Raw genomic sequence first — 18592 nt, forward strand, 5'->3', positions numbered from 1 at the left:
CGTGAGTGTGAATCCGAACGAGATCCCGAATCCGCCGCCGTCCGGCGAGCGCCAGCATGTGTTTCCGCCGCCGCTGGATCGCGATTACCGGGTCGAAAACGGCCGCATCCGGACGCGCTCGCTGGAAGCGCATATCGTCGATCACTGCAACCTGACCTGCGCGGAATGCTGCTCGCTGTCGCCGCTCCTGCCGGCGTGGCACGCGAGCCCCGATTCGATCGAGGCCGATCTGCGCATGGCCGCGAAGGTATTGAGCCCGCGCATGTTCAAGCTGGTCGGCGGCGAGCCGCTGTTGCATCCGGCGCTCGTCGAAATCGTCGAACGCGTGCGCGGCACGGGTATCGCGCCCGTGATTTCGGTCACGACCAACGGCCTGAAACTCGGCGAGATGCCGGACGCGTTCTGGCAAGCGGTCGATGCGCTGACGATCTCGCGCTATCCGAGGCCGGCGCTTTCGCCCGAACTGATCGCGCACGTCGAGCGCCAGGCCGCGCGTTTCGGCGTACGCCTGAACTGGAAGGTGCAGGACGTGTTCACGACGATGAATCGCGCCCAGCCCGGCACGGACCGCGACGAAGCGCAGCGTCTCTATCACGATTGCTGGATTCGCGAGCGCTGCCACATGATTCGCGACGGCATGTTCTACACGTGCACGCGTCCCGCGCATTTCCATACGCTTTACCGGGGCGAGAAGGATTTCCAGGCCGACGGCCTGCCGTTGCGCGACGATGCGGACATGCTCGACGCAATGCTCGCCTATCTGCAGCGCGACGCGCCGCTCGAAGCGTGCCTGCATTGCCAGGGCGGCAGCGCGCCGGTGGCGCCGCATCGCATCCTGAAACGCGTTGAAGTGGACCTCCTGAAGGCTCGTTATCCATGATCGTCGGCACGCGCGACCCGTTCGGGTTCGATCGTCTTCACTACCATCCGCGCAGCGGCGTGTCGGCATCCGGCATCCGCGCCGTCCTGCACGCGTCGGCGCAGCCGGCCGGTGCGCCGGACACGGCCGCCATCGCGGGTTACCTGAGCGGCGAGCGGCTCGTCGGCCGCACCGTGCTGCGCGACGTGCTCGCGGTGCCGCCGGGGCATGCGCTGATCCGTTCGCCGCAAGGATTGACGGTGCAGCCGTCGCCCGAGCGGCCGCGGCATGCCGATCTGGACACCGTGCTGCGCGCGTCGCTGCAACGCGCGCTCGACAGCGGCAAGCGCGTTGCACTGGCGCTGAGCGGCGGCCTCGATTCGGCGCTGCTGCTCGCGTTGTTGCGCGAACTCGGCGCGCTGCCGCACGTGACGGCCTACGTGCTCGCGACCGAGATGCCCGACTATTGCGAGCTCGACGCGGCGCTTGAACTCGCGACGCAGATGCAGGCGAACGTGAAGATCGTGCGGGCGAATGAAGCCGATTTCGTCGCGGCGCTGCCGAGAACGACCCATGCGGTCGAGGAGCCGATGTTCAATCTGCATCCGGTCGCGAAGCGGTTGCTGGCCGAGGCCATGGCGGCGGACGGCATCGAGGTTGCAATTACCGGCGACGGCGCGGATCAGGTGTTGCGCCGCGACCGGTCGGCCAATTACCTGCCGCTGTGCCACGCGTTGTTCGATGCGGCGGCGGTTGACCTGCATCCGCCGTTCGTCGATGCGGAGGTCGTCGCGCATCTGACGAGCATCGCGCCGGACCCGAACAAGCAATGCCTGCGCGATCTCGGTGCGCGCCTGAACCTGCCGGACCGTCTGGTGCACGGCCCCAAGCGCGGACGACTCGCGCCGGCGATGGACCTCGGCGCGCTGCTCGATCGCGAGCGCACGCATGCGCTGGCCGGTACGCTCGGCCTTGCCGCGCCCGCACTGCGGGCCGATACCGAGCGCGTGCTGTGGGCGACGCTGACCCTGATCCTCGATCATCTCGAGCACCTTTACCGCGATGCCGCGCATCGTCCAACCTGAACCGCTCATGACACGCATCCTGTTCTGCGTCGTGCCCGAGAAGGGCCACGTCAATCCGTGCATCGGCCCGGCCCAGCATCTGCGCGCGGCCGGCTGCGACGTCGCGTTCTACGCGCCGGCCGATATCAGCGAACAGCTCGACGGCGCCGGCGACTTCGCGTTCGTCGGGCCGCGCGAGACGCCCGAGCGCCACGACCTGTCGCGCGGCGCGAGCTTCGCCGCGAACATCCGCGACGCCGACTGGCTGCGGCACTGGATCCGCACGCTGCTGATCGACCTGGCGCCGTCGCAGGTGGACGGCATCCGTGCGGTGCTGCGCGACTGGCGGCCCGATGTGGTCGTGATCGATCCGCTGCTTTACGCGGCCGCGATCGCCGCCGAGCTGGAAGGGCTGCCGTGGGTGTCGATGTCGAATTCGCTGAATCCGGTGCTGCCGGACGATCTCGATTCGGAACTGCTGCGCACGGTGCGATGGCTCGCGCCGGAACGTGCCGGGCTGTTTGCGCGCTACGGGCTCGATGCGCGTTTTCGCGGGTGCGATGTCCTGTCGCCGCACCTGACGCTCGCGTTCACGACCGACGCGCTGGTCGGTGCGCCGCCGCCGGGTGTCGAGCTGGTCGGCCCCGCGATGCCGTCGGGGCCGCGCGGCGACGAGACGGCGTTTCCGTGGGCGCGTATCGACGCCGGTCGCCCGCTCGTCTACATGTCGCTCGGCAGCCAGCTTTACTACCATCCGGACCTGTTCTCGAAGGTGATCGACGCGACGCGCGCGACGTCGGCGCAACTGGTGCTGTCGGTAGGCGAACTGGTCGATTCGGATCTGCTGCCGGCCGGTGACGAGCGCGTGATCGCGGTGCGCTATGCGCCGCAACTGGCGCTGCTGCGGCGCACGCATGCGTTCGTCAGCCATGGCGGCGCCAATTCGGTGATGGAATCGCTCGCGTGCGGTGTGCCGATGCTGCTGTCGCCGTTCTGCAACGACCAGTTTCATTCGGCGCACTTCGTCGAGCGGGCCGGCGCGGCGTGCGTGCTCGATCTGCAGCGTGCCGGCGTCGCGGAGATTGCCGCTGCGCTCGAGCGCCTGTTGCGTCCGGGCCCGCTGCGCGAGCATGCGGCACGGATTCGCGACAGCTACGCCGCGCGCGACGGCTCCGCGCAAGCCGCTCGCCTGATCAGCGCACTCGCTTCAGGAAACCGCCTGGCGACAGCGTCATGAGCACGCGGTCCTCGATGTCGTGGTCGGCCTCGAAACGGTCGTCGCGGGCGAGAAATTCACGCGCGGCCGTGGCCGGGTTGTTGCCGCGGCCGTACGGCTTGCCGTCGAACATCGATGCGGGCAGATACTCCATGATGGTATCCATCACGATCGCATAGCTGCCGGGCGTCACGAGCGGCGCATAGCATTCGAGTTCGCGCAGCACGTGCGCATGGGTATGCGTGAGATCGAGGATCGCCATCACGCGCGCGCCGTCGCGGAGCTGCGCGTGCACCGCCGCGAGCGTGTCGGCCGCGCACGATTCGCCTTCGATCAGCACCATGCGATGGGCCAGCCGGTGCGATTGCAGGCGTTGCCTGACCTCGTCGCGCAGCCGCGGTTCGACCGCGACGACGCGGCCGTGCCCGCCGGCCAGTTCCAGCATCGACGCGGAGAACACGACACCGCCGCCCGCCGCGATGCCGGTCTGCACGATACAGTCGGGGCGTTCGCGCCAGATCAGTTCCTGGAGCGCAAGCATGTCGCCGGGCAGATGGAAGAAGCGCTCGCCGAGCCAGCGCGTCTGGAACAGATGGTCGAATTCGGCGGCGCGCGTCAGCCATTCGATATTGAGGTCCCGTATGCGGGCCGAAGGACGCTCTGACATGGTCAATGCAACGAGTAGGAGTGACGTGAAAACGCTGGAACCGTGGCTGCGCCGGTACTGGAACATCGTGCCGGCACGCGGGCAGGCGATGGCATCGGGCCATACTAACAAAACGTATCTCGTCGAGTATGACGCGGGGCGCGCGGTGCTGCGCGTGTCGTGGCCCGGCAAGCCGGCCGAGCAGGTGCGTCGCGAGGCGTCGATACTCGGTCATCTCGGCGAGACGCGCACGGTGCCGGCATTACCCGCGCTGCCGCGGCTGAGGCCGACCGTCGATGCGCAATCCGGCGTGCTCATCGACGATGGAAGCTGGCTGCACCTGTTCGAACCTGTCGACGGCGATCCCGGCCTGCCGCATGACGCGCAAGCGGGGGCGATCGATGCGATGCGCGCGCTCGCGCATCTGCATGCGGCACTGGCCACGATACCCGTGAGCGAATCGACGCCGCTGGCGTGGTTGTCGGCCCGTCATGCGCGCGTGTCGGCGCACGCGATGCCGTCGCTGCCGGCCGGTTTGAGCGGCGATTACGATGCGGTGATCCGGCGGATCGGCGCGCATCTCGACGCCGCCGCGCACTGGCTGGCGGGGCCGGTGCATTGGCTGCACGGCGACTATCACGCGGGCAACCTGCTGTATGTCGGCCACACGGTGAACGGCGTGCTGGATTTCGACGATGCCGGGCAGGGCGCGCAGTGGCTTGAGGCGGCCTTCGCACTGTTCGCGCTGTCGCGCGACGCGGGCAGGGACGATCGTTTCGTGTTCGATGCGCAGCGCTGGGAGGCCGGCTTGCACGCCTATGCGGCGACGCGGCGCGACGGTGTACCGGGCTGGATGCGTGCCGAGCGCGATGCGTTGATGACGCTGTTCTGCGTGGACCAGACGCTGATCCATCTGGAGGCGGCACAGCGCGGCTTGTGGATGCCGGGGCCCGGCATCGGCTTTCTCGGCGGCTGGCGGCAGTTGCTGGACAGTGCAGCGCCGGGAAACTGACCGGCCGTTGCTTCAGCTTCGCCGATTCAGGAACAGGCGGACGGCTTCGACCGTGTTGGGCCGCGCGTCGCCATGTCGCGAGCCGTCGTGCATGCAGAACAGCACGTCGCGACGCTGCGTCGCGCGGGCGTCGGCATGCGCGCACATCGCGTCGAACAGCGCCTGCGGCGACGGCGCCGGCCGCTGCCAGTCGTCCAGTATCGCGGTCCAGCCCGTGTGTTCGCGCCGCAGGCGCGCCAGCACGCCGGCGCGATCGTCCCGCGGCATCAGCCCGTACGGCAGACGCAACGGGATCGCGTCCGGCGCGGCAATACCGGCCCGGCAATAGGCGTCGCGGATCAGTGCGTCGGTCGCCTCGATCTCGCCGATCAGCGCGTCGTCCGCCAGCGCGCCCGGTCTGGCATGCGAATGGGTGTGATTGCCGAGGCGATGGCCTTCGCGCGCCATTCTCGCGGCGACGTCGAGTGCGCCCGCCAGATGTTTACCGAGCAGGAAGAAGGTCGCCTTGCACGATGCGTCGCGCAGGACGTCGAGCAGCGAAGGGGTCGACGGACCGGGGCCGTCGTCGAAGCTGAGGTGAATGGACATCGCGGGCGGGCGTGCCGTCTAGGGTGTACCGGACGAACGATAGCGCAATTCGCGCCGGCTACTGAATCGGCTCGACGTGCAGCGGACAGGTGCCGATCGGGCGCAAGCGCTTGCCGGTCCACGTATAGAAGAACCGGGCGGCCTTCGCGTGGTTGTCGTCGCAATCGCCGTTGAAGCAGCCGGCGATGATCAGCAGCGTACTGCCGGCACGGAAGTCGACGCGCTCGTCGTCGTTGCCCATCACGCCCGAAATGGCGGTGACGCCCGGCATCGTGTATGTCGCACCCGAGTACTTGTCGACGATCGCGAAATTCCGGCAATCCGTGCCGCAACCCCAGATCGCGACGCGATAGTGACCGGCAAAATTGGCCGGTTGCGTGAATGCGTCGCGGATCACGGTGCGGTACAGGCGTGCTTCCTTGCTGGTCAATCGGGGCGATGCGGCCGGCTGGCGCGGCGCGCGCGCGGCCGGTGCCGGATAGCGGTCGAACGACGGTGACGGGCATGCCGCCGCGGGCGCCGCACGGGCAGTGCCTGAACCGGTGATCAGCGCAGCCGCTGTGCCGGCGAGCAGCAGCATTCGATGGGCGAGCGCCACGCGAGCATCCTTCAGGTTCGAGGTTGAAGGCCGGCCGGCGGCGACGATTCCATGACGCTTCATGCGCGCCGGCGAGACGGAATGCGATCGTCGGTACGTGCCTTCGGCCGCATGTCGAGCTTGCAGTGCCGGCCGGCACGCCGTCAAGCATTGTCAAATCGCCGCGATATCACGATGCCTGACGTTTCGGACCCGGCATGAAGGCTGTCATGCAGGGGGGGATTGAGTATGCTTGGATTCGATTCGCGGTACTCACGCCGTGACAACCGGGAGGCTTCACATGAATGCACGTCTATACCGCGCGACCATTGCCGGCGCGCTGATCGGTTTGCTCGCGCCGTTTCCGGTGGCCCATGCGCAGCTGGGCGATGTCCTGAAACAGGTCGGCGGCGGCGATTCGGGCGGCAGCGCGGGTGGTGCGTTCGGCAACCTCGGCGGCCTCGGCGGCGCGCTGACGGGCGGCGGCGGGGCGTCGCTGACGCCGGGCAGCACCGGCAACGTCGCGGGCCTGCTGCAGTTCTGCATCCAGAACAACTATCTCGGCGGCGCGTCCGGCAGTGGCGCGTCGTCGGTGAAGGACGCGCTGCTGAGCAAGCTCGGCGGCAATGCGTCGTCGGACAGCGGTTATACGAGCGGCGCGAGCGGGATCCTCGACGCCGGCAACGGCGGCAAGCTCGACCTGAGCGGCGGCGGCCTGAAGCAGCAGGTGACCAGGCAGATCTGCGACAAGGTACTGACGCAGGCGAAATCGCTGCTGTAAGCACCACAGCGGCACGCACGGCGCGTGCCGGCATCGAAGGGGGGGCGGTGCTCGTGCACCGTTCACCGTCAGCCATTCAGGCCGTTACTTCCGCAGCGGCGACAAGACCGTCGCGCCGGGCGACGCCGCGGCCCGCGCGCACCACGGCTCAGTCGGCCAGCCGCTTGTCCGCGAGGGCCTTGCAGCAGTCTTCATACACCCATTGCACGAGTTTCGCGCGGTAATCGAGATCGTCGGTGTCGACGATTTCCTCGACCGCGTCGCGCGCCCACGACGCGTCGACGAACCCCGCATGCCGCTTCGCGATGTCCTGCGCGAGCGCCGCGAGCTTCGCGACCGCGAGCCAGTCGGCCTGACGGTGATGGCGGTCGAGCCAGCGGTGCGCGGCCTGGACCTGGAACGTGGCGTCCGGCCACGATTCGTTGAGGTAAAACGCGCCGAGGTTGCCGCAGGTGAGCCAGCAGAGCAGCTCAAGGCGGTCTTGCGAGCCGAGGGTATGGGATGCGTCGGTCATGGCAGCGCTCACGAAATGCGTCGATTCCTGGCGGCGCCGGATGCAATGAGCCGGTGCCGATATTAAAAACATAGCACGATGCGGGCCTGCCCGCGCACCCGGGCCGATGCTGATGTGGCGGCGGTCGCGCACACGCCGCCGGCGGCATGCGCGGCCGGCGAGCGCCACGCGGCGCGACGGCTCCCCGATTCTTTCGAATGGCTGTCAATCGTCATGCCGGCCGACCGAAACGCTCGCTAGAATGTCGGCTTTCCCGCGACGCATGGGACCGGAGCAAGCGCTGAAGCGCCAACTCTGGTCGACCGCGCAAGGGCATGGGACCAGAGCAAGCGCTGAAGCGCAAACTCGGGTCGACCGCACAAGGGCATGGGACCAGAGTAAGCGCTAAAGCGCCAACTCGGGTCGACCGCGCAAGGGCATGGGACCAGAGTAGGCGCTAAAGCGCCAACTCTGGTCGACCGCACAAGGGCATGGGACCAGAGTAAGCGCTAAAGCGCCAACTCTGGTCGACAGGAGACGGAAGCGATGAAAATCTACGACCAGTTCTACATCGACGGCGCATGGCGCAAACCGGCCGGAACCGGCACGATCGACGTGATCGACTCGGCCACCGAGGCCGTGATCGGCCGGATTCCCGAAGGCGTCGCATCCGACGCGCAGGACGCGATCCGCGCGGCGCGCGCGGCCTTCGACGCATGGGCGGCCACGCCGGCCGCGACACGCGCGGGCTACCTGCGCAAGATCGTCGAGCATCTGCAGGCGCGCAGCGAGGAACTCGCGCAATCGATCACCGGCGAAGTCGGGATGCCGATCAAGCTGTCGCGCGCGATCCAGGTCGGCGGCCCGATCTACAACTGGAAGGCGTACGCGAAGCTCGCCGAGTCGTTCGAATTCGAGGCGCAGGTCGGCAACTCGCTCGTGGTGCGCGAGCCGGTCGGCGTCGTCGCGGCGATCACGCCGTGGAACTACCCGCTGAACCAGGTCACGCTGAAGGTCGCGCCGGCGCTCGCGGCCGGCTGCACGGTCGTGCTGAAGCCGTCCGAAGTCGCACCGCTCAACGCGTTCATGCTCGCCGAAGCGATTCACGAAGCCGGGCTGCCGGCCGGCGTGTTCAACCTCGTGTGCGGTTATGGCCCGGTCGTCGGCGAGGTGCTGGCCACCGATCCGGACGTCGACATGGTGTCGTTTACGGGCTCGACGCGCGCGGGCAAGCGCGTGGCCGAGCTGGCGGCCGCGGGCGTCAAGCGCGTCGCGCTGGAGCTGGGCGGCAAGTCGGCATCGGTGATTCTTGACGACGCCGATTTCGCGACGGCCGTGAAGGGTACGGTGAACGCGTGCTACCTGAACGCGGGACAGACCTGCTCGGCGCACACGCGCATGCTGGTGCCGGAAGCGCGCTACGACGAAGCGCGCGCGTTGGCGAAGGCCGCGGCCGAAGCGTACGTCGCGGGCGACCCGCGGCAGGATACGACGCGCCTCGGCGCGCTGGCGTCGGCCGTGCAGCAGCAGCGCGTGCAGGCGTACATCCAGCGCGGCATCGACGAAGGCGCGGAACTCGTGACGGGCGGCACGGGCCTGCCGGACGGCCTCGCGAAGGGCTTCTTCGTGAAGCCGACGGTGTTCGGCCGCGTCGATCCGAAATCGACGATCGCGCAGGAAGAGATCTTCGGGCCGGTGCTGTCGATCATCACGTATCGCGATGAAGAGGAAGCCGTGCGCATCGCGAACGATTCGCCGTACGGGCTCGGCGGCGCGGTGTGGGCCGGCAGCGACGAACGCGCGATGCGCGTCGCGCGCCGCCTCCGCACGGGGCAGGTCGACATCAACGGCGGCACGTGGAACGCCGCGGCGCCGTTCGGCGGCTACAAGCAGTCGGGGCACGGCCGCGAGAACGGCGTGTACGGGCTCGAGGAGTATCTCGAGTACAAGTCGATGCAGCTGAAGCCGGCGAAGCCTGCCTGAGCGCCGCGCGCCGCATGGAACGGAAACGGCACGCTCGCGTGCCGTTTTTTTATTGACGGCCGTCAAGGTGCGCGTCGGTGGATCGTCGATCATCGCGGTTCCGATGTTCCGACGAGGTTTCAGATGACCGTACGCAGTTCCTTTCCGCCGCTGACGATTCGCGGCCGCACCTTGTTGCCCGTCGTGCAGGGCGGCATGGGCGTCGGCATCTCCGCACACCGGCTGGCCGGCAGCGTCGCGCGCGAAGGCGCGGTCGGCACGATTGCGAGCATCGACCTGCGCCACCATCATGCGGACCTGCTCGCACGCTGCCGCGCGCAACCCGATCGCGCGACGCTCGAGGCCGCGAACCGCGAGGCGCTCGCGCGCGAGATCCGTCTCGCTAAGACGTACAGCGAAGGGCGCGGGATGATCGCGGTCAACGTGATGAAGGCGGTGAGCGCGCACGCGGACTACGTGCGCGTCGCGTGCGACGAGGGCGCGGACGCGATCGTGATGGGCGCGGGCCTGCCGCTCGACCTGCCCGATCTCACGCAAGGGCACGACATCGCGCTGATCCCGATCCTGTCGGACAGCCGCGGGATCGCGCTGGTGCTGAAGAAGTGGATGAAGAAGGGGCGCCTGCCCGATGCGATCGTGATCGAGCATCCGGCGCACGCGGGCGGCCACCTCGGCGTCACGCAGATCGACGACATGCACGACGCGCGTTTCGATTTCGCGCGGGTGCTCGACGAGACCGCGCAGGTGATGGCGTCGCTCGGTCTCGAACGCGAAACGATTCCGCTGGTCGTGGCGGGCGGCGTGAACAGTCACGACACGGTGCGCGCGGCATTCGCGGCCGGCGCGAATGGCGTGCAGGTCGGAACGCCGTTCGCGGTGACGGAAGAAGGGGATGCGCATCCGTACTTCAAGCGCGTGCTTGCCGATGCGACGCCCGACGACATCGTCGAATTCGTCAGTGTGACGGGGCTGCCCGCCCGCGCGGTGAAGACGCCGTGGCTCGATCGTTACCTGCGCAACGAGACGCGCATTCGCAACAAGCTCGGCGCGTTCAAGCAGCGTTGCCCGACCGCGCTCGAATGCCTGAGCGTATGCGGGCTGCGCGACGGCATCGAGAAATTCGGCCACTTCTGCATCGACACGCGGCTTGCGGCCGCGCTGCGCGGCGACGTCGCGAACGGGCTGTTCTTCCGCGGCCGCGAAGCGTTGCCGTTCGGCCGCGCGATCCGCAGCGTGCGCGATCTGCTCGACCTGCTGCTGACGGGCAGTGCGACCGAGCCTGCGGCAAACCGTCCCACGTTTACGCTGGCTTGACCAATATCAAGATGACGAAAAGACCCTACATGGAGAATGGAAACCATTCTTTGGGGGTCCGTACCATGCATAAAACGATTCGAACTTGTGTCACCGCAGCCGCCGTCGCGGCCACCTTCGTCGCGATGCCGTCGCTGTCGCACGCGGCATCGCCCGGTGACGGCATCAACCAGGGTGACGTACTGGTCCGGCTTCGCGCGATCAGCATCCAGCCGAACGAGCGCGCGAGCGATACGCTCGGCGCGATCAACACGGGCGTGAACAACGCGATCGTGCCGGAGCTCGACTTCACGTACATGATCCGCGACTACCTCGGCGTCGAGCTGATCCTCGGCACGTCGCGGCACCAGATGACGTCGAGCCTCGGCAATCTCGGCGGCGTGGGCGTGCTGCCGCCGACGCTGCTGCTGCAGTATCACTTCAACCACGCGGGCAAGGTACGGCCGTACGTCGGCGCCGGGTTGAACTACACGTACTTCTACAACAACGGGCTCAACGTCGGCGGGGAGGGCGTGTCGATCAACAAGAGCAGCTTCGGCCCCGCACTGCAGTTCGGCGTGGACGTGCAACTGACGAAGAAGGTGTTCATGAACGTCGACGTGAAGAAGATCTGGATGAGCACCGATGCGACGCTGGGCGACAAGGGCATCGGCACGCTGCACATCGATCCGCTGATCGTCGGCGTGGGCGTCGGGATGAAGTTCTGACGCGGCAGGAAAAGAACAGAGTTGGGGTTGGCGGCATGGCGGTCGGCATGCCGCTCTTTTTTTGTGCGGCGGATTTACAGCTTGTCGTACTGGAAGCGCATCGCGGTGCCTTCGCGCGTGATGCGCTCCCACACCGCGCGCTTTTCGTCGTCGCTCAGGAACACCCAGTTCGACACTTCGGCGGCCGTGCGGCCGCAACCCTTGCAGACTTCGTCGAAGAGGGTCGAGCACACGCCGATGCAGGGGCTGTCGGGCAGGTCGTGGAGATTGGAGGCCATCGGAAGGGTTCGCGCGGTTGAATCGTGAACCGCCATTTTAATGCATCGCGGCCGCCGGGTCGGCCGGCGCCGGCCGGCATGCGATCCCGGTGCGCCGGCGCGACCGTCCGGCCGCGCGCCCGGTATGCGACCGCGGTTTCGCCCCTGACCGTTTTTCCCGGTGGACAGATGCCGATTACCCGATAGAATTCCCCCGGAACGCCCCGCCGCGCGGGCAGCCTGGCTGGCCGGCGGCGGGAATCTGTTCCGTTTGCGCGACACCGGCATGTTTTTTTTGTGACGGCGCGCGAATGATGGTAGTTTTCGGGGTTTTCGAGGGGTGGCGCGCCAGAATGCGCCGCCATGACGAGGCAGACGGCAGCCGGGCAACGTGTCCGGCCGGAGGGAGAACGGGATGAAAGCAAAGGTAGTGGGCCGGTTCGCAGCGCTCGCGCTGTGCGTGGGGGCGTCGGCGGCAGCGGCGAAGGATACGCAGCTCAATGTCTATAACTGGTCGGACTACATTGCGAAGGATACGATCCCGAACTTCGAGAAGCAGACGGGTGTCAAGGTCCGCTACGACAACTACGACAGCGACGACACGCTGCAGGCGAAGCTGCTGACCGGCAGCTCGGGCTACGACATCGTCGTGCCGACCAGCAACTACGCGGGCAAGCAGATCGCCGCCGGCATCTTCGCGCCGCTCGACAAGTCGAAGCTGCCGAACCTCAAGTACCTCGATCCGCAACTGATGGCGCTCGTCGCCGGCGCGGACCCGGGCAACAAGTACTCGGTGCCCTGGGCGTACGGCACGACCGGTCTCGCGTACAACCTGACGAAGGCGCAGCAGGCGCTCGGCAAGGTGCCGCTCGACAACTGGGACATCCTGTTCAAGCCGGAAAACCTCTCGAAGCTGAAGACCTGCGGCGTGTCGGTGCTCGACGCGCCCGACCAGATGTTCGCGGCGACGCTGCACTACATCGGCAAGGATCCGATGAGCACGAACCCGGCCGACTACAAGGCCGCGATGGAAGTGCTGAAGAAGATCCGCCCGTACATCACGCAATTCAACTCGTCGGGCTACATCAACGACCTGGTCGGCGGCGACATCTGCTTCGCGTTCGGCTGGTCGGGCGATGTCGTGATCGCGAAGCATCGCGCGATCGAGGCGAAGAAGCCGTACAAGGTCGAGTACTACATTCCGAAGGGCGGCGCGCCGGTGTGGTTCGACGTGATGGCGATCCCGAAGGACGCGAAGAACAAGGAAGCGGCCCTCGCGTGGATCAACTACATCGAGGACCCGAAGGTGCACGCGGCGATCACGAACGCGGTGTACTACCCGAGCGCCAACGCCGAGGCCCGCAAGTACGTGCGGCCCGACGTCGCGAACGACCCGGCCGTCTACCCGCCGGCCGACGTCGTGAAGACGCTGTTCCTGCTCAAGCCGCTGCCGCCTGAAATCCAGCGTCTGCAGACGCGTTTGTGGACCGAGCTGAAGTCGGGCCGCTGACGCGAGCCGAAGTGAACCCGCAGTCATGAAGCCCCTGGTGCCCCCGGGGGCTTTGTTCGTCTAACGCAGGAGAGAAGCAGCACATCATGAATAGCCAGTCGGGTGCGCCGGTCGCGGGCGCGCCGTTCTCCGTTTCCTCCTCCGGCGCCGATGCGCGCGCCGAGAACTTTGTCCAGATCGTCGACGTCGTCAAGAAATTCGGCGACACCGAGGCCGTGCGCAGCGTCAACCTGACCGTGCGCCAGGGCGAGCTGTTCGCGCTGCTCGGCAGCTCGGGCTGCGGCAAGTCGACGTTGCTGCGGATGCTCGCGGGCCTCGAGACGGTCACGTCGGGCAAGATCCTGATCGACGGCGAGGACCTCGCGCAGATGCCGCCGTACAAGCGGCCCGTGAACATGATGTTCCAGTCGTATGCGCTGTTCCCGCACATGTCGGTCGAGTCGAACGTCGCGTTCGGACTGAAGCAGGAAGGCACGCCGAAGGCCGAGCTGAAGGAACGCGTCGCGTCCGCGCTCGAACTCGTGCAGATGAGCAAGTACGCGAAGCGCAAGCCGCACCAGCTGTCCGGCGGCCAGCAGCAGCGCGTCGCGCTGGCCCGTTCGCTGGTCAAGCGCCCGAAGCTGCTGCTGCTCGACGAGCCGATGTCCGCGCTCGACAAGCAGATCCGCCAGCGCACGCAGATCGAGCTCGTCAACATCCTGAACAAGGTCGGCGTCACCTGCATCATGGTCACGCACGACCAGGAAGAAGCGATGACGATGGCGAACCGCCTCGCGGTGATGAGCGAAGGCCAGATCGTGCAGATCGGCTCGCCGAACGAAGTCTACGAATACCCGAACAGCCGCTTCTCGGCCGAATTCATCGGCTCGACGAACCTGTTCGACGGCGTGACCGTCGAGGACGAACCCGACCACGTGTACATCGAATCGCCGGAGCTGCCGAGCCGGCTGTACGTGAGCCACGGGATCTCGGGCCCGCTCGGGATGCCGGTCACGGTGTCGGTGCGCCCCGAGCGGATCGCGCTCACGCGCAAGCCGCCCGAAGGCGCGTTCAACTGGGCGCGCGGCCGCATCAGCAACGTCGCGTACATGGGCGGCTATTCGCTGTATCACGTGAAGCTCGACGCGGGCAAGACGGTGATCGCGAACGTGTCGAGCCTCGCGATTTCCGAGCTCGACACACCGGCGCTCGGCGACGAGATCTACGTGCGCTGGAGCGCGACGGCCGGCGTGGTGCTGACGTCATGAACGCGTTCAAGTCCCTGCTCGAGTGGCCGGTGCGGCGCTTCAACCTGACGGGCGCGTCGGCGGTCGTCGCCGGGCCGTTCACGTGGCTCGTGCTGTTCTTCCTGGTGCCGTTCGTGCTGGTCGTCAAGATCAGCTTCGCGGAGTTGCAGCTCGGCATCCCGCCGTACACGGAACTCGCGTCGTATACCGACGGCGTCGTGCACATCGCGCTGAACCTGTCGCACTACGCGTTCCTGTTCACGGACAGCCTGTATTTCGCGACCTACGTGAACTCGGTGTGGGTGGCCGCGATCACGACGCTGCTGTGCCTGCTGGTCGGCTATCCGATGGCGTACTACATCGCGCGCTCGAATCCGGCGACCCGCAACCTGCTGATGATGGGCGTGATGCTGCCGTTCTGGACGTCGTTCCTGATTCGCGTGTACGCGTGGATCGGCATCCTGAAGAACAACGGGCTGCTGAACAACTTCCTGATGTGGATCGGCCTCACGCACACGCCGATCGAGCTGTACCGCACGAACTACGCGGTGTACATCGGGATGGTGTACTCGTACCTGCCGTTCCTCGTGATGCCGCTCTACGCGCACCTCGTGAAGATGGATCTGCGCCTGCTCGAGGCCGCGTACGACCTCGGCGCGAAGCCGTGGAAGGCGTTCGTGCAGATCACGCTGCCGCTGTCGAAGAACGGGATCATCGCGGGCTGCCTGCTGGTGTTCATCCCGGCGGTCGGCGAGTACGTGATTCCGGAGCTGCTCGGCGGCGCGAACACGCTGATGATCGGCCGCGTGATGTGGAACGAGTTCTTCAACAACGCGGACTGGCCGATGGCGTCGGCGGTGACCTGCGCGATGGTGCTGCTGCTGCTCGTGCCGATGGCGATGTTCCAGCACTTCCAGGCGAAGGAACAGGGAGGCCGTCGATGAAGCCGAACCGTTATTTGCAGTTCGCGGCGCTGTTTGCCGGCTTCGCGTTCCTGTACATCCCGATCCTCAGCCTGATCGTCTATTCGTTCAACGAGTCGAAGCTCGTCACCGTGTGGTCGGGCTTCTCGTTTCGCTGGTATGCGGCGCTCGTGCAGGACGACGAGCTGCTGACGGCCGCGTGGCTGTCGCTGAAGATCGGCGTGCTGACCGCGTTCGCGTCGGTGTTCATCGGCACGTGGGCCGGCTTCGTGCTCGCGCGGATGGGGCGCTTTCGCGGCTTCGCGCTGTTCAGCGGGATGATCAACGCGCCGCTCGTGATCCCCGAAGTCATTCAGGGGATCTCGCTGCTGCTGCTGTTCATCGAACTGGCGAAGTGGATCGGCTGGCCGGCCGAGCGCGGCGTGTTCACGATCTGGCTCGGCCACGTGATGCTGTGCATCTCGTACGTCGCGATCATCGTGCAGTCGCGCGTGCGCGAGCTGAACCCGTCGCTGGAAGAGGCCGCGCTCGATCTCGGCGCGACGCCGCTGAAGGTGTTCTTCACGATCACGTTGCCGCTGATCTCGCAGGCGCTGATCGCGGGCTGGCTGCTGTCGTTCACGCTGTCGATCGACGACCTCGTGCTGTCGGCGTTCCTGTCGGGCCCCGGCTCGACGACACTGCCGCTCGTCGTGTTCTCGCGCGTGCGTCTCGGCCTGAATCCGGAGATGAACGCGCTCGCGACGCTGTTCATCGTCGCGGTGACGGCCGGTGTCGTGATCGCGAACTTCGTGATGCTGCGTCAGGAACGCAAGCGGATGGCGGGTTACGCGGGCTGACGGACAGGCCGCGGCCGCGATGAAAAACGCCCGGTGCCGACGACGAGTCGGGCCGGGCGTTTCGTTTGGCGACGCGTGCGCGGCACCGCCGGTGGCTCATGCGCCGAACGCGGCTTTCGCCAGCAACCCGAGCGCAACGCACACGAGCACGGCCGCGAAGCCGGCCTGCACGTGCCGCGCGGCGAGGCGGCGCGACGCGCCGCGGCCGGCGGCCATGCCGAACGCGGTTGCGACGGTGAACCACAGCGTCACGTCGAGCGGCGCACGTGTGCCCGACACGAGCGTCGCGAGCACGCCGCCCGTGCCGACCAGCGCGATCACCATCAGCGACGTCGCGACCACGCCGTGCATCGATACATTCGTGAACTTGCGCAGCATCGGCACGATCACGAAGCCGCCGCCGACGCCGAGCAACCCCGTCATCAGTCCCGTCATCGCGCCGGTCGACGCCAGCGCCACGACGACCGGCCAGGACCACACCAGCCGGCCCGTATCGGGATTCACGCGGCCGACGCACAGCGGCGACGCGTCGGCGTCGACCGCTGCCTGCCGCAGCGCCTGCCGCAACAGGCGGCCGGCGACGACCAGCATCGTCAGTGCGAACAGCGTGAGCAGCAGGCGCTGCGGCAACATGTGCGCGAGCCGTACGCCGAGCGTGGTCAGCGGCACGCCGGCCACGGCCATCAGCAGCGCCGCGCGATAGCGCACGAGCCCGCGGCGGAAGCCTTCGAGCGCACCGAGCGCGGCACTGCCTGCTACCGCGACGAGCGCGACGGGCGTGGCCTGCTGCATCGGCCAGCTCATTCCGACGACGAGCGCGGGCACCGCGAGAATGCCGCCGCCGGCGCCGGTCAGCCCGAGCACGGCGCCGACGAAGCTGCCCAGTACGAGGGAAATCAGCATGACGTCATCGCGCTCCGGTCAACGTGCGACGGCGGGCTTCGCGAGCCATTCGCGGCCCTTGAGCATCGCCTTCCAGTAGAGCGGCGGCAGCACGCGTTCCTTGAGCAGCCACGCGAGCCGTGACGGGCGCTTGCCGTCGATCAGCCATGCGGGGAAGGTCGGCGCGACCTTGCCGCCATACAGGAATTCGGCGAGCACGATCTTGCCGCGCTCGACGGTGAGCGGGCATGAGCCGTAGCCGTCGTACGCGGCATCGCCGTGCGCGCGGCCGAGCGACGCGAGCAGGTTGTGCGCGACGACGGGCGCCTGCTTGCGGGCGGCGGCGGCCGTTTTCGCATTGGTCGTGTTGGTGACGTCGCCGAGCGCGTAGACGTCCGGAAACTGCCGGTGCCGCAGCGTCGCCGGATCGACGTCGATCCAGCCGGCCGCGTCGGCGAGCGGGCTCGAACGCACGAAGTCGGGCGCCTTTTGCGGCGGCACGACGTGGATCATGTCGAACCCACGCACGACGGTTTCCTTGCCGCCGTCCGGCAGCGTGCGCGCGAACGTCGCCTGGCGTGCCGGGCCGTCGATCGCGACGAGGTTGTGGCCGAACGACAGCGCGATGTCGTAGCTTTTCACGTATTCCATCAGCGCCGGTACGTAGTCGGCGACGCCGAACAGCGCCGCGCCCGCATTCAGGAATTCGACGTTCGCGGCGTCGAGCCGGCCTGCGCGCCGCCAGTGGTCGCACGACAGGTACATCGCCTTCTGCGGCGCGCCCGCGCACTTGATCGGCATCGGCGGCTGCGTGAACAGCGCATGGCCGCCGCGGAACGCGCGCACGAGTTCCCACGTGTACGGCGCGAGATCGTAGCGGTAGTTCGACGTGACGCCGTTGCGGCCGAGCGTGTCGGCGAGGCCGTCGATCGCGTGCCAGTCGAGCTTGAGTCCCGGGCACACGACGAGCTTGCGGTAGCCGATGCGGCGGCAGCCGTCGAGCACGACCGTGTGCGCGTCGGGCTCGAAGCCCGCGACGGCGGCCTGGATCCGGTGCACGCCGCGCGGCAGCACGTCGGTCATCCGGCGTGCGGTGGTTTCCGGCTGGAACACGCCCGCGCCGACCATCGTCCAGCCCGGCTGGTAGTAGTGGACGTCGGCCGGATCGATCACCGCGATGTCGAGCGACGCGTCGCGCGCGAGCAGGCTCGACGCGACCGCGATGCCGGCCGCACCCGCGCCGACGATCACGATGTCGTGCCGTGCGTCGACGACGGGTGGCGCGGCTTGCCGGCCGCCCGATGCGATGCGCGACGCGATTCCGCCCAGGTCGTAGCCGGCCGCGCCGGCCGTCGCGATGATGTCGTTCAGCGGCCGCAGACCCGCCTGCGACAGCGCCCACAGCGTGGCCGAACGCGTGCCGCTGCGGCAGTAGGCGAGTACCGGGCCGTCGAGCGACGCGAGCAGCGCGCCGAACTGCGCGGCCTGGTCGTCGGTGACCTTGCCGGTATCGACCGGCAGGTAAAGCACGTCGATGCCGAGCGGCGCGGCCGCCGCGCGGATTTCGGTGACGGTCGGCTGGTCGGCGCCTTCGCCGTCCGGCCGGTTGCAGACGATCGCGCGGATGCCGGCCGCGTGAAGCGCGGGCAGGTCGGCCGCGGTGATTTGCGGCGAGACCGACAGCGTGTCGGTCAGCTTGCGGATGGAGGTCATGT

19 protein-coding genes are annotated in these 18592 nt (G+C 67.6%); 12 read left to right on the forward strand and 7 right to left on the reverse strand.

The features are described from left to right. Position 1: 1 nt before the first annotated feature. Genes HWX00_RS02325 through HWX00_RS02335 form a run of 3 tightly spaced genes read left to right on the forward strand, consistent with a single transcriptional unit; the run spans position 2 to position 3160 of the window. Entirely contained in the window at positions 2-880 is an 879-nt protein-coding gene (locus HWX00_RS02325; RefSeq protein ID WP_034186797.1) for a GTP 3',8-cyclase MoaA family protein, read from the forward strand. Next, complete coding sequence (locus HWX00_RS02330) at positions 877-1944, forward strand: asparagine synthase-related protein (RefSeq protein ID WP_034186798.1); 1068 nt, start codon at positions 877-879, stop codon at positions 1942-1944. Before HWX00_RS02325 ends, HWX00_RS02330 begins: the two co-directional genes overlap by 4 nt. Before the next feature lie 7 nt (positions 1945-1951). Beyond that, positions 1952-3160, forward strand: a complete 1209-nt coding sequence (locus HWX00_RS02335; protein WP_034186799.1) for a glycosyltransferase — start codon at positions 1952-1954, stop codon at positions 3158-3160. Here the strand turns inward: HWX00_RS02335 and HWX00_RS02340 are convergent. Continuing rightward, positions 3117-3806, reverse strand: coding sequence for a cephalosporin hydroxylase family protein (locus tag HWX00_RS02340; protein ID WP_175028098.1), 690 nt, complete (start codon positions 3804-3806; stop codon positions 3117-3119). The genes HWX00_RS02335 and HWX00_RS02340 overlap by 44 nt on opposite strands. Here HWX00_RS02340 and HWX00_RS02345 point away from each other — a divergent pair. Continuing rightward, positions 3805-4797 carry a phosphotransferase gene (locus HWX00_RS02345; protein WP_175028097.1) on the forward strand — a complete coding sequence of 331 codons (993 nt, stop codon included), beginning with the start codon at positions 3805-3807 and terminating at the stop codon, positions 4795-4797. The two genes, HWX00_RS02340 and HWX00_RS02345, sit on opposite strands and share 2 nt — an antisense overlap. 12 nt (positions 4798-4809) lie before the next feature. On the opposite strand, the gene HWX00_RS02350 is transcribed toward HWX00_RS02345, so the two are convergent. Further along, complete coding sequence (locus HWX00_RS02350) at positions 4810-5385, reverse strand: polysaccharide deacetylase family protein (RefSeq protein ID WP_175028096.1); 576 nt, start codon at positions 5383-5385, stop codon at positions 4810-4812. A gap of 58 nt (positions 5386-5443) precedes the next feature. Continuing rightward, positions 5444-5983, reverse strand: coding sequence for a hypothetical protein (locus HWX00_RS02355; protein ID WP_175028095.1), 540 nt, complete (start codon positions 5981-5983; stop codon positions 5444-5446). A gap of 280 nt (positions 5984-6263) precedes the next feature. Between HWX00_RS02355 and HWX00_RS02360 the strand changes: the two genes are divergently transcribed. Beyond that, positions 6264-6743, forward strand: a complete 480-nt coding sequence (locus HWX00_RS02360; RefSeq protein ID WP_175028094.1) for a YjjA family protein — start codon at positions 6264-6266, stop codon at positions 6741-6743. Positions 6744-6891: 148 nt separating this feature from the next. Here the strand turns inward: HWX00_RS02360 and HWX00_RS02365 are convergent, their stop codons facing one another. Continuing rightward, entirely contained in the window at positions 6892-7257 is a 366-nt protein-coding gene (locus tag HWX00_RS02365; protein WP_034186805.1) for a hypothetical protein, read from the reverse strand. Between the two features lie 525 nt (positions 7258-7782). Between HWX00_RS02365 and HWX00_RS02370 the strand changes: the two genes are divergently transcribed. The 3 genes from HWX00_RS02370 to HWX00_RS02380 all read left to right on the forward strand — a co-directional run bounded on the left by HWX00_RS02370 (position 7783) and on the right by HWX00_RS02380 (position 11240). Then, complete coding sequence (locus HWX00_RS02370) at positions 7783-9219, forward strand: aldehyde dehydrogenase family protein (protein WP_175028093.1); 1437 nt, start codon at positions 7783-7785, stop codon at positions 9217-9219. Positions 9220-9342: 123 nt separating this feature from the next. Beyond that, positions 9343-10533, forward strand: a complete 1191-nt coding sequence (locus HWX00_RS02375) for an NAD(P)H-dependent flavin oxidoreductase (protein WP_049029491.1) — start codon at positions 9343-9345, stop codon at positions 10531-10533. A 65-nt stretch (positions 10534-10598) separates the two neighbouring features. Further along, positions 10599-11240 (forward strand): OmpW/AlkL family protein, encoded by a 642-nt coding sequence (locus HWX00_RS02380; protein ID WP_034186808.1) that lies wholly within the window; start codon positions 10599-10601, stop codon positions 11238-11240. 74 nt (positions 11241-11314) lie between these two features. Here the strand turns inward: HWX00_RS02380 and HWX00_RS02385 are convergent, their stop codons facing one another. Next, positions 11315-11518, reverse strand: a complete 204-nt coding sequence (locus HWX00_RS02385; RefSeq protein ID WP_006493160.1) for a DUF1289 domain-containing protein — start codon at positions 11516-11518, stop codon at positions 11315-11317. A gap of 394 nt (positions 11519-11912) precedes the next feature. Here HWX00_RS02385 and HWX00_RS02390 point away from each other — a divergent pair, with 394 nt between their 5' ends. The 4 genes from HWX00_RS02390 to HWX00_RS02405 all read left to right on the forward strand — a co-directional run bounded on the left by HWX00_RS02390 (position 11913) and on the right by HWX00_RS02405 (position 15995). Beyond that, the gene (locus HWX00_RS02390) at positions 11913-13007 is read left to right on the forward strand and encodes a polyamine ABC transporter substrate-binding protein (RefSeq protein ID WP_034186809.1); all 1095 of its coding nucleotides are present in this window, start codon (positions 11913-11915) and stop codon (positions 13005-13007) included. Between the two features lie 86 nt (positions 13008-13093). Then, on the forward strand, positions 13094-14254 hold the full coding sequence (locus HWX00_RS02395) for an ABC transporter ATP-binding protein (protein WP_034186810.1): 1161 nt from the start codon (positions 13094-13096) through the stop codon (positions 14252-14254). Next, positions 14251-15177 (forward strand): ABC transporter permease subunit, encoded by a 927-nt coding sequence (locus HWX00_RS02400; protein ID WP_034186811.1) that lies wholly within the window; start codon positions 14251-14253, stop codon positions 15175-15177. The genes HWX00_RS02395 and HWX00_RS02400 overlap by 4 nt, the downstream gene beginning before the upstream one ends. After that, complete coding sequence (locus HWX00_RS02405) at positions 15174-15995, forward strand: ABC transporter permease subunit (RefSeq protein ID WP_034186812.1); 822 nt, start codon at positions 15174-15176, stop codon at positions 15993-15995. Before HWX00_RS02400 ends, HWX00_RS02405 begins: the two co-directional genes overlap by 4 nt. A 96-nt stretch (positions 15996-16091) precedes the next feature. Here the strand turns inward: HWX00_RS02405 and HWX00_RS02410 are convergent, their stop codons facing one another. Together HWX00_RS02410 and HWX00_RS02415 are read right to left on the reverse strand one after the other, a co-directional pair. After that, a complete protein-coding gene (locus tag HWX00_RS02410) occupies positions 16092-16898 on the reverse strand; it encodes a sulfite exporter TauE/SafE family protein (protein WP_049031625.1) in 807 nt (268 codons plus the stop codon). 18 nt (positions 16899-16916) lie between these two features. After that, entirely contained in the window at positions 16917-18590 is a 1674-nt protein-coding gene (locus HWX00_RS02415) for a bifunctional protein tyrosine phosphatase family protein/NAD(P)/FAD-dependent oxidoreductase (RefSeq protein ID WP_034186814.1), read from the reverse strand. Between the last annotated feature and the right edge of the window lie 2 nt (positions 18591-18592).

It is taken from the genome of Burkholderia seminalis DSM 23518, assembly GCF_902832885.1.
Taxonomy (GTDB): domain Bacteria; phylum Pseudomonadota; class Gammaproteobacteria; order Burkholderiales; family Burkholderiaceae; genus Burkholderia; species Burkholderia seminalis.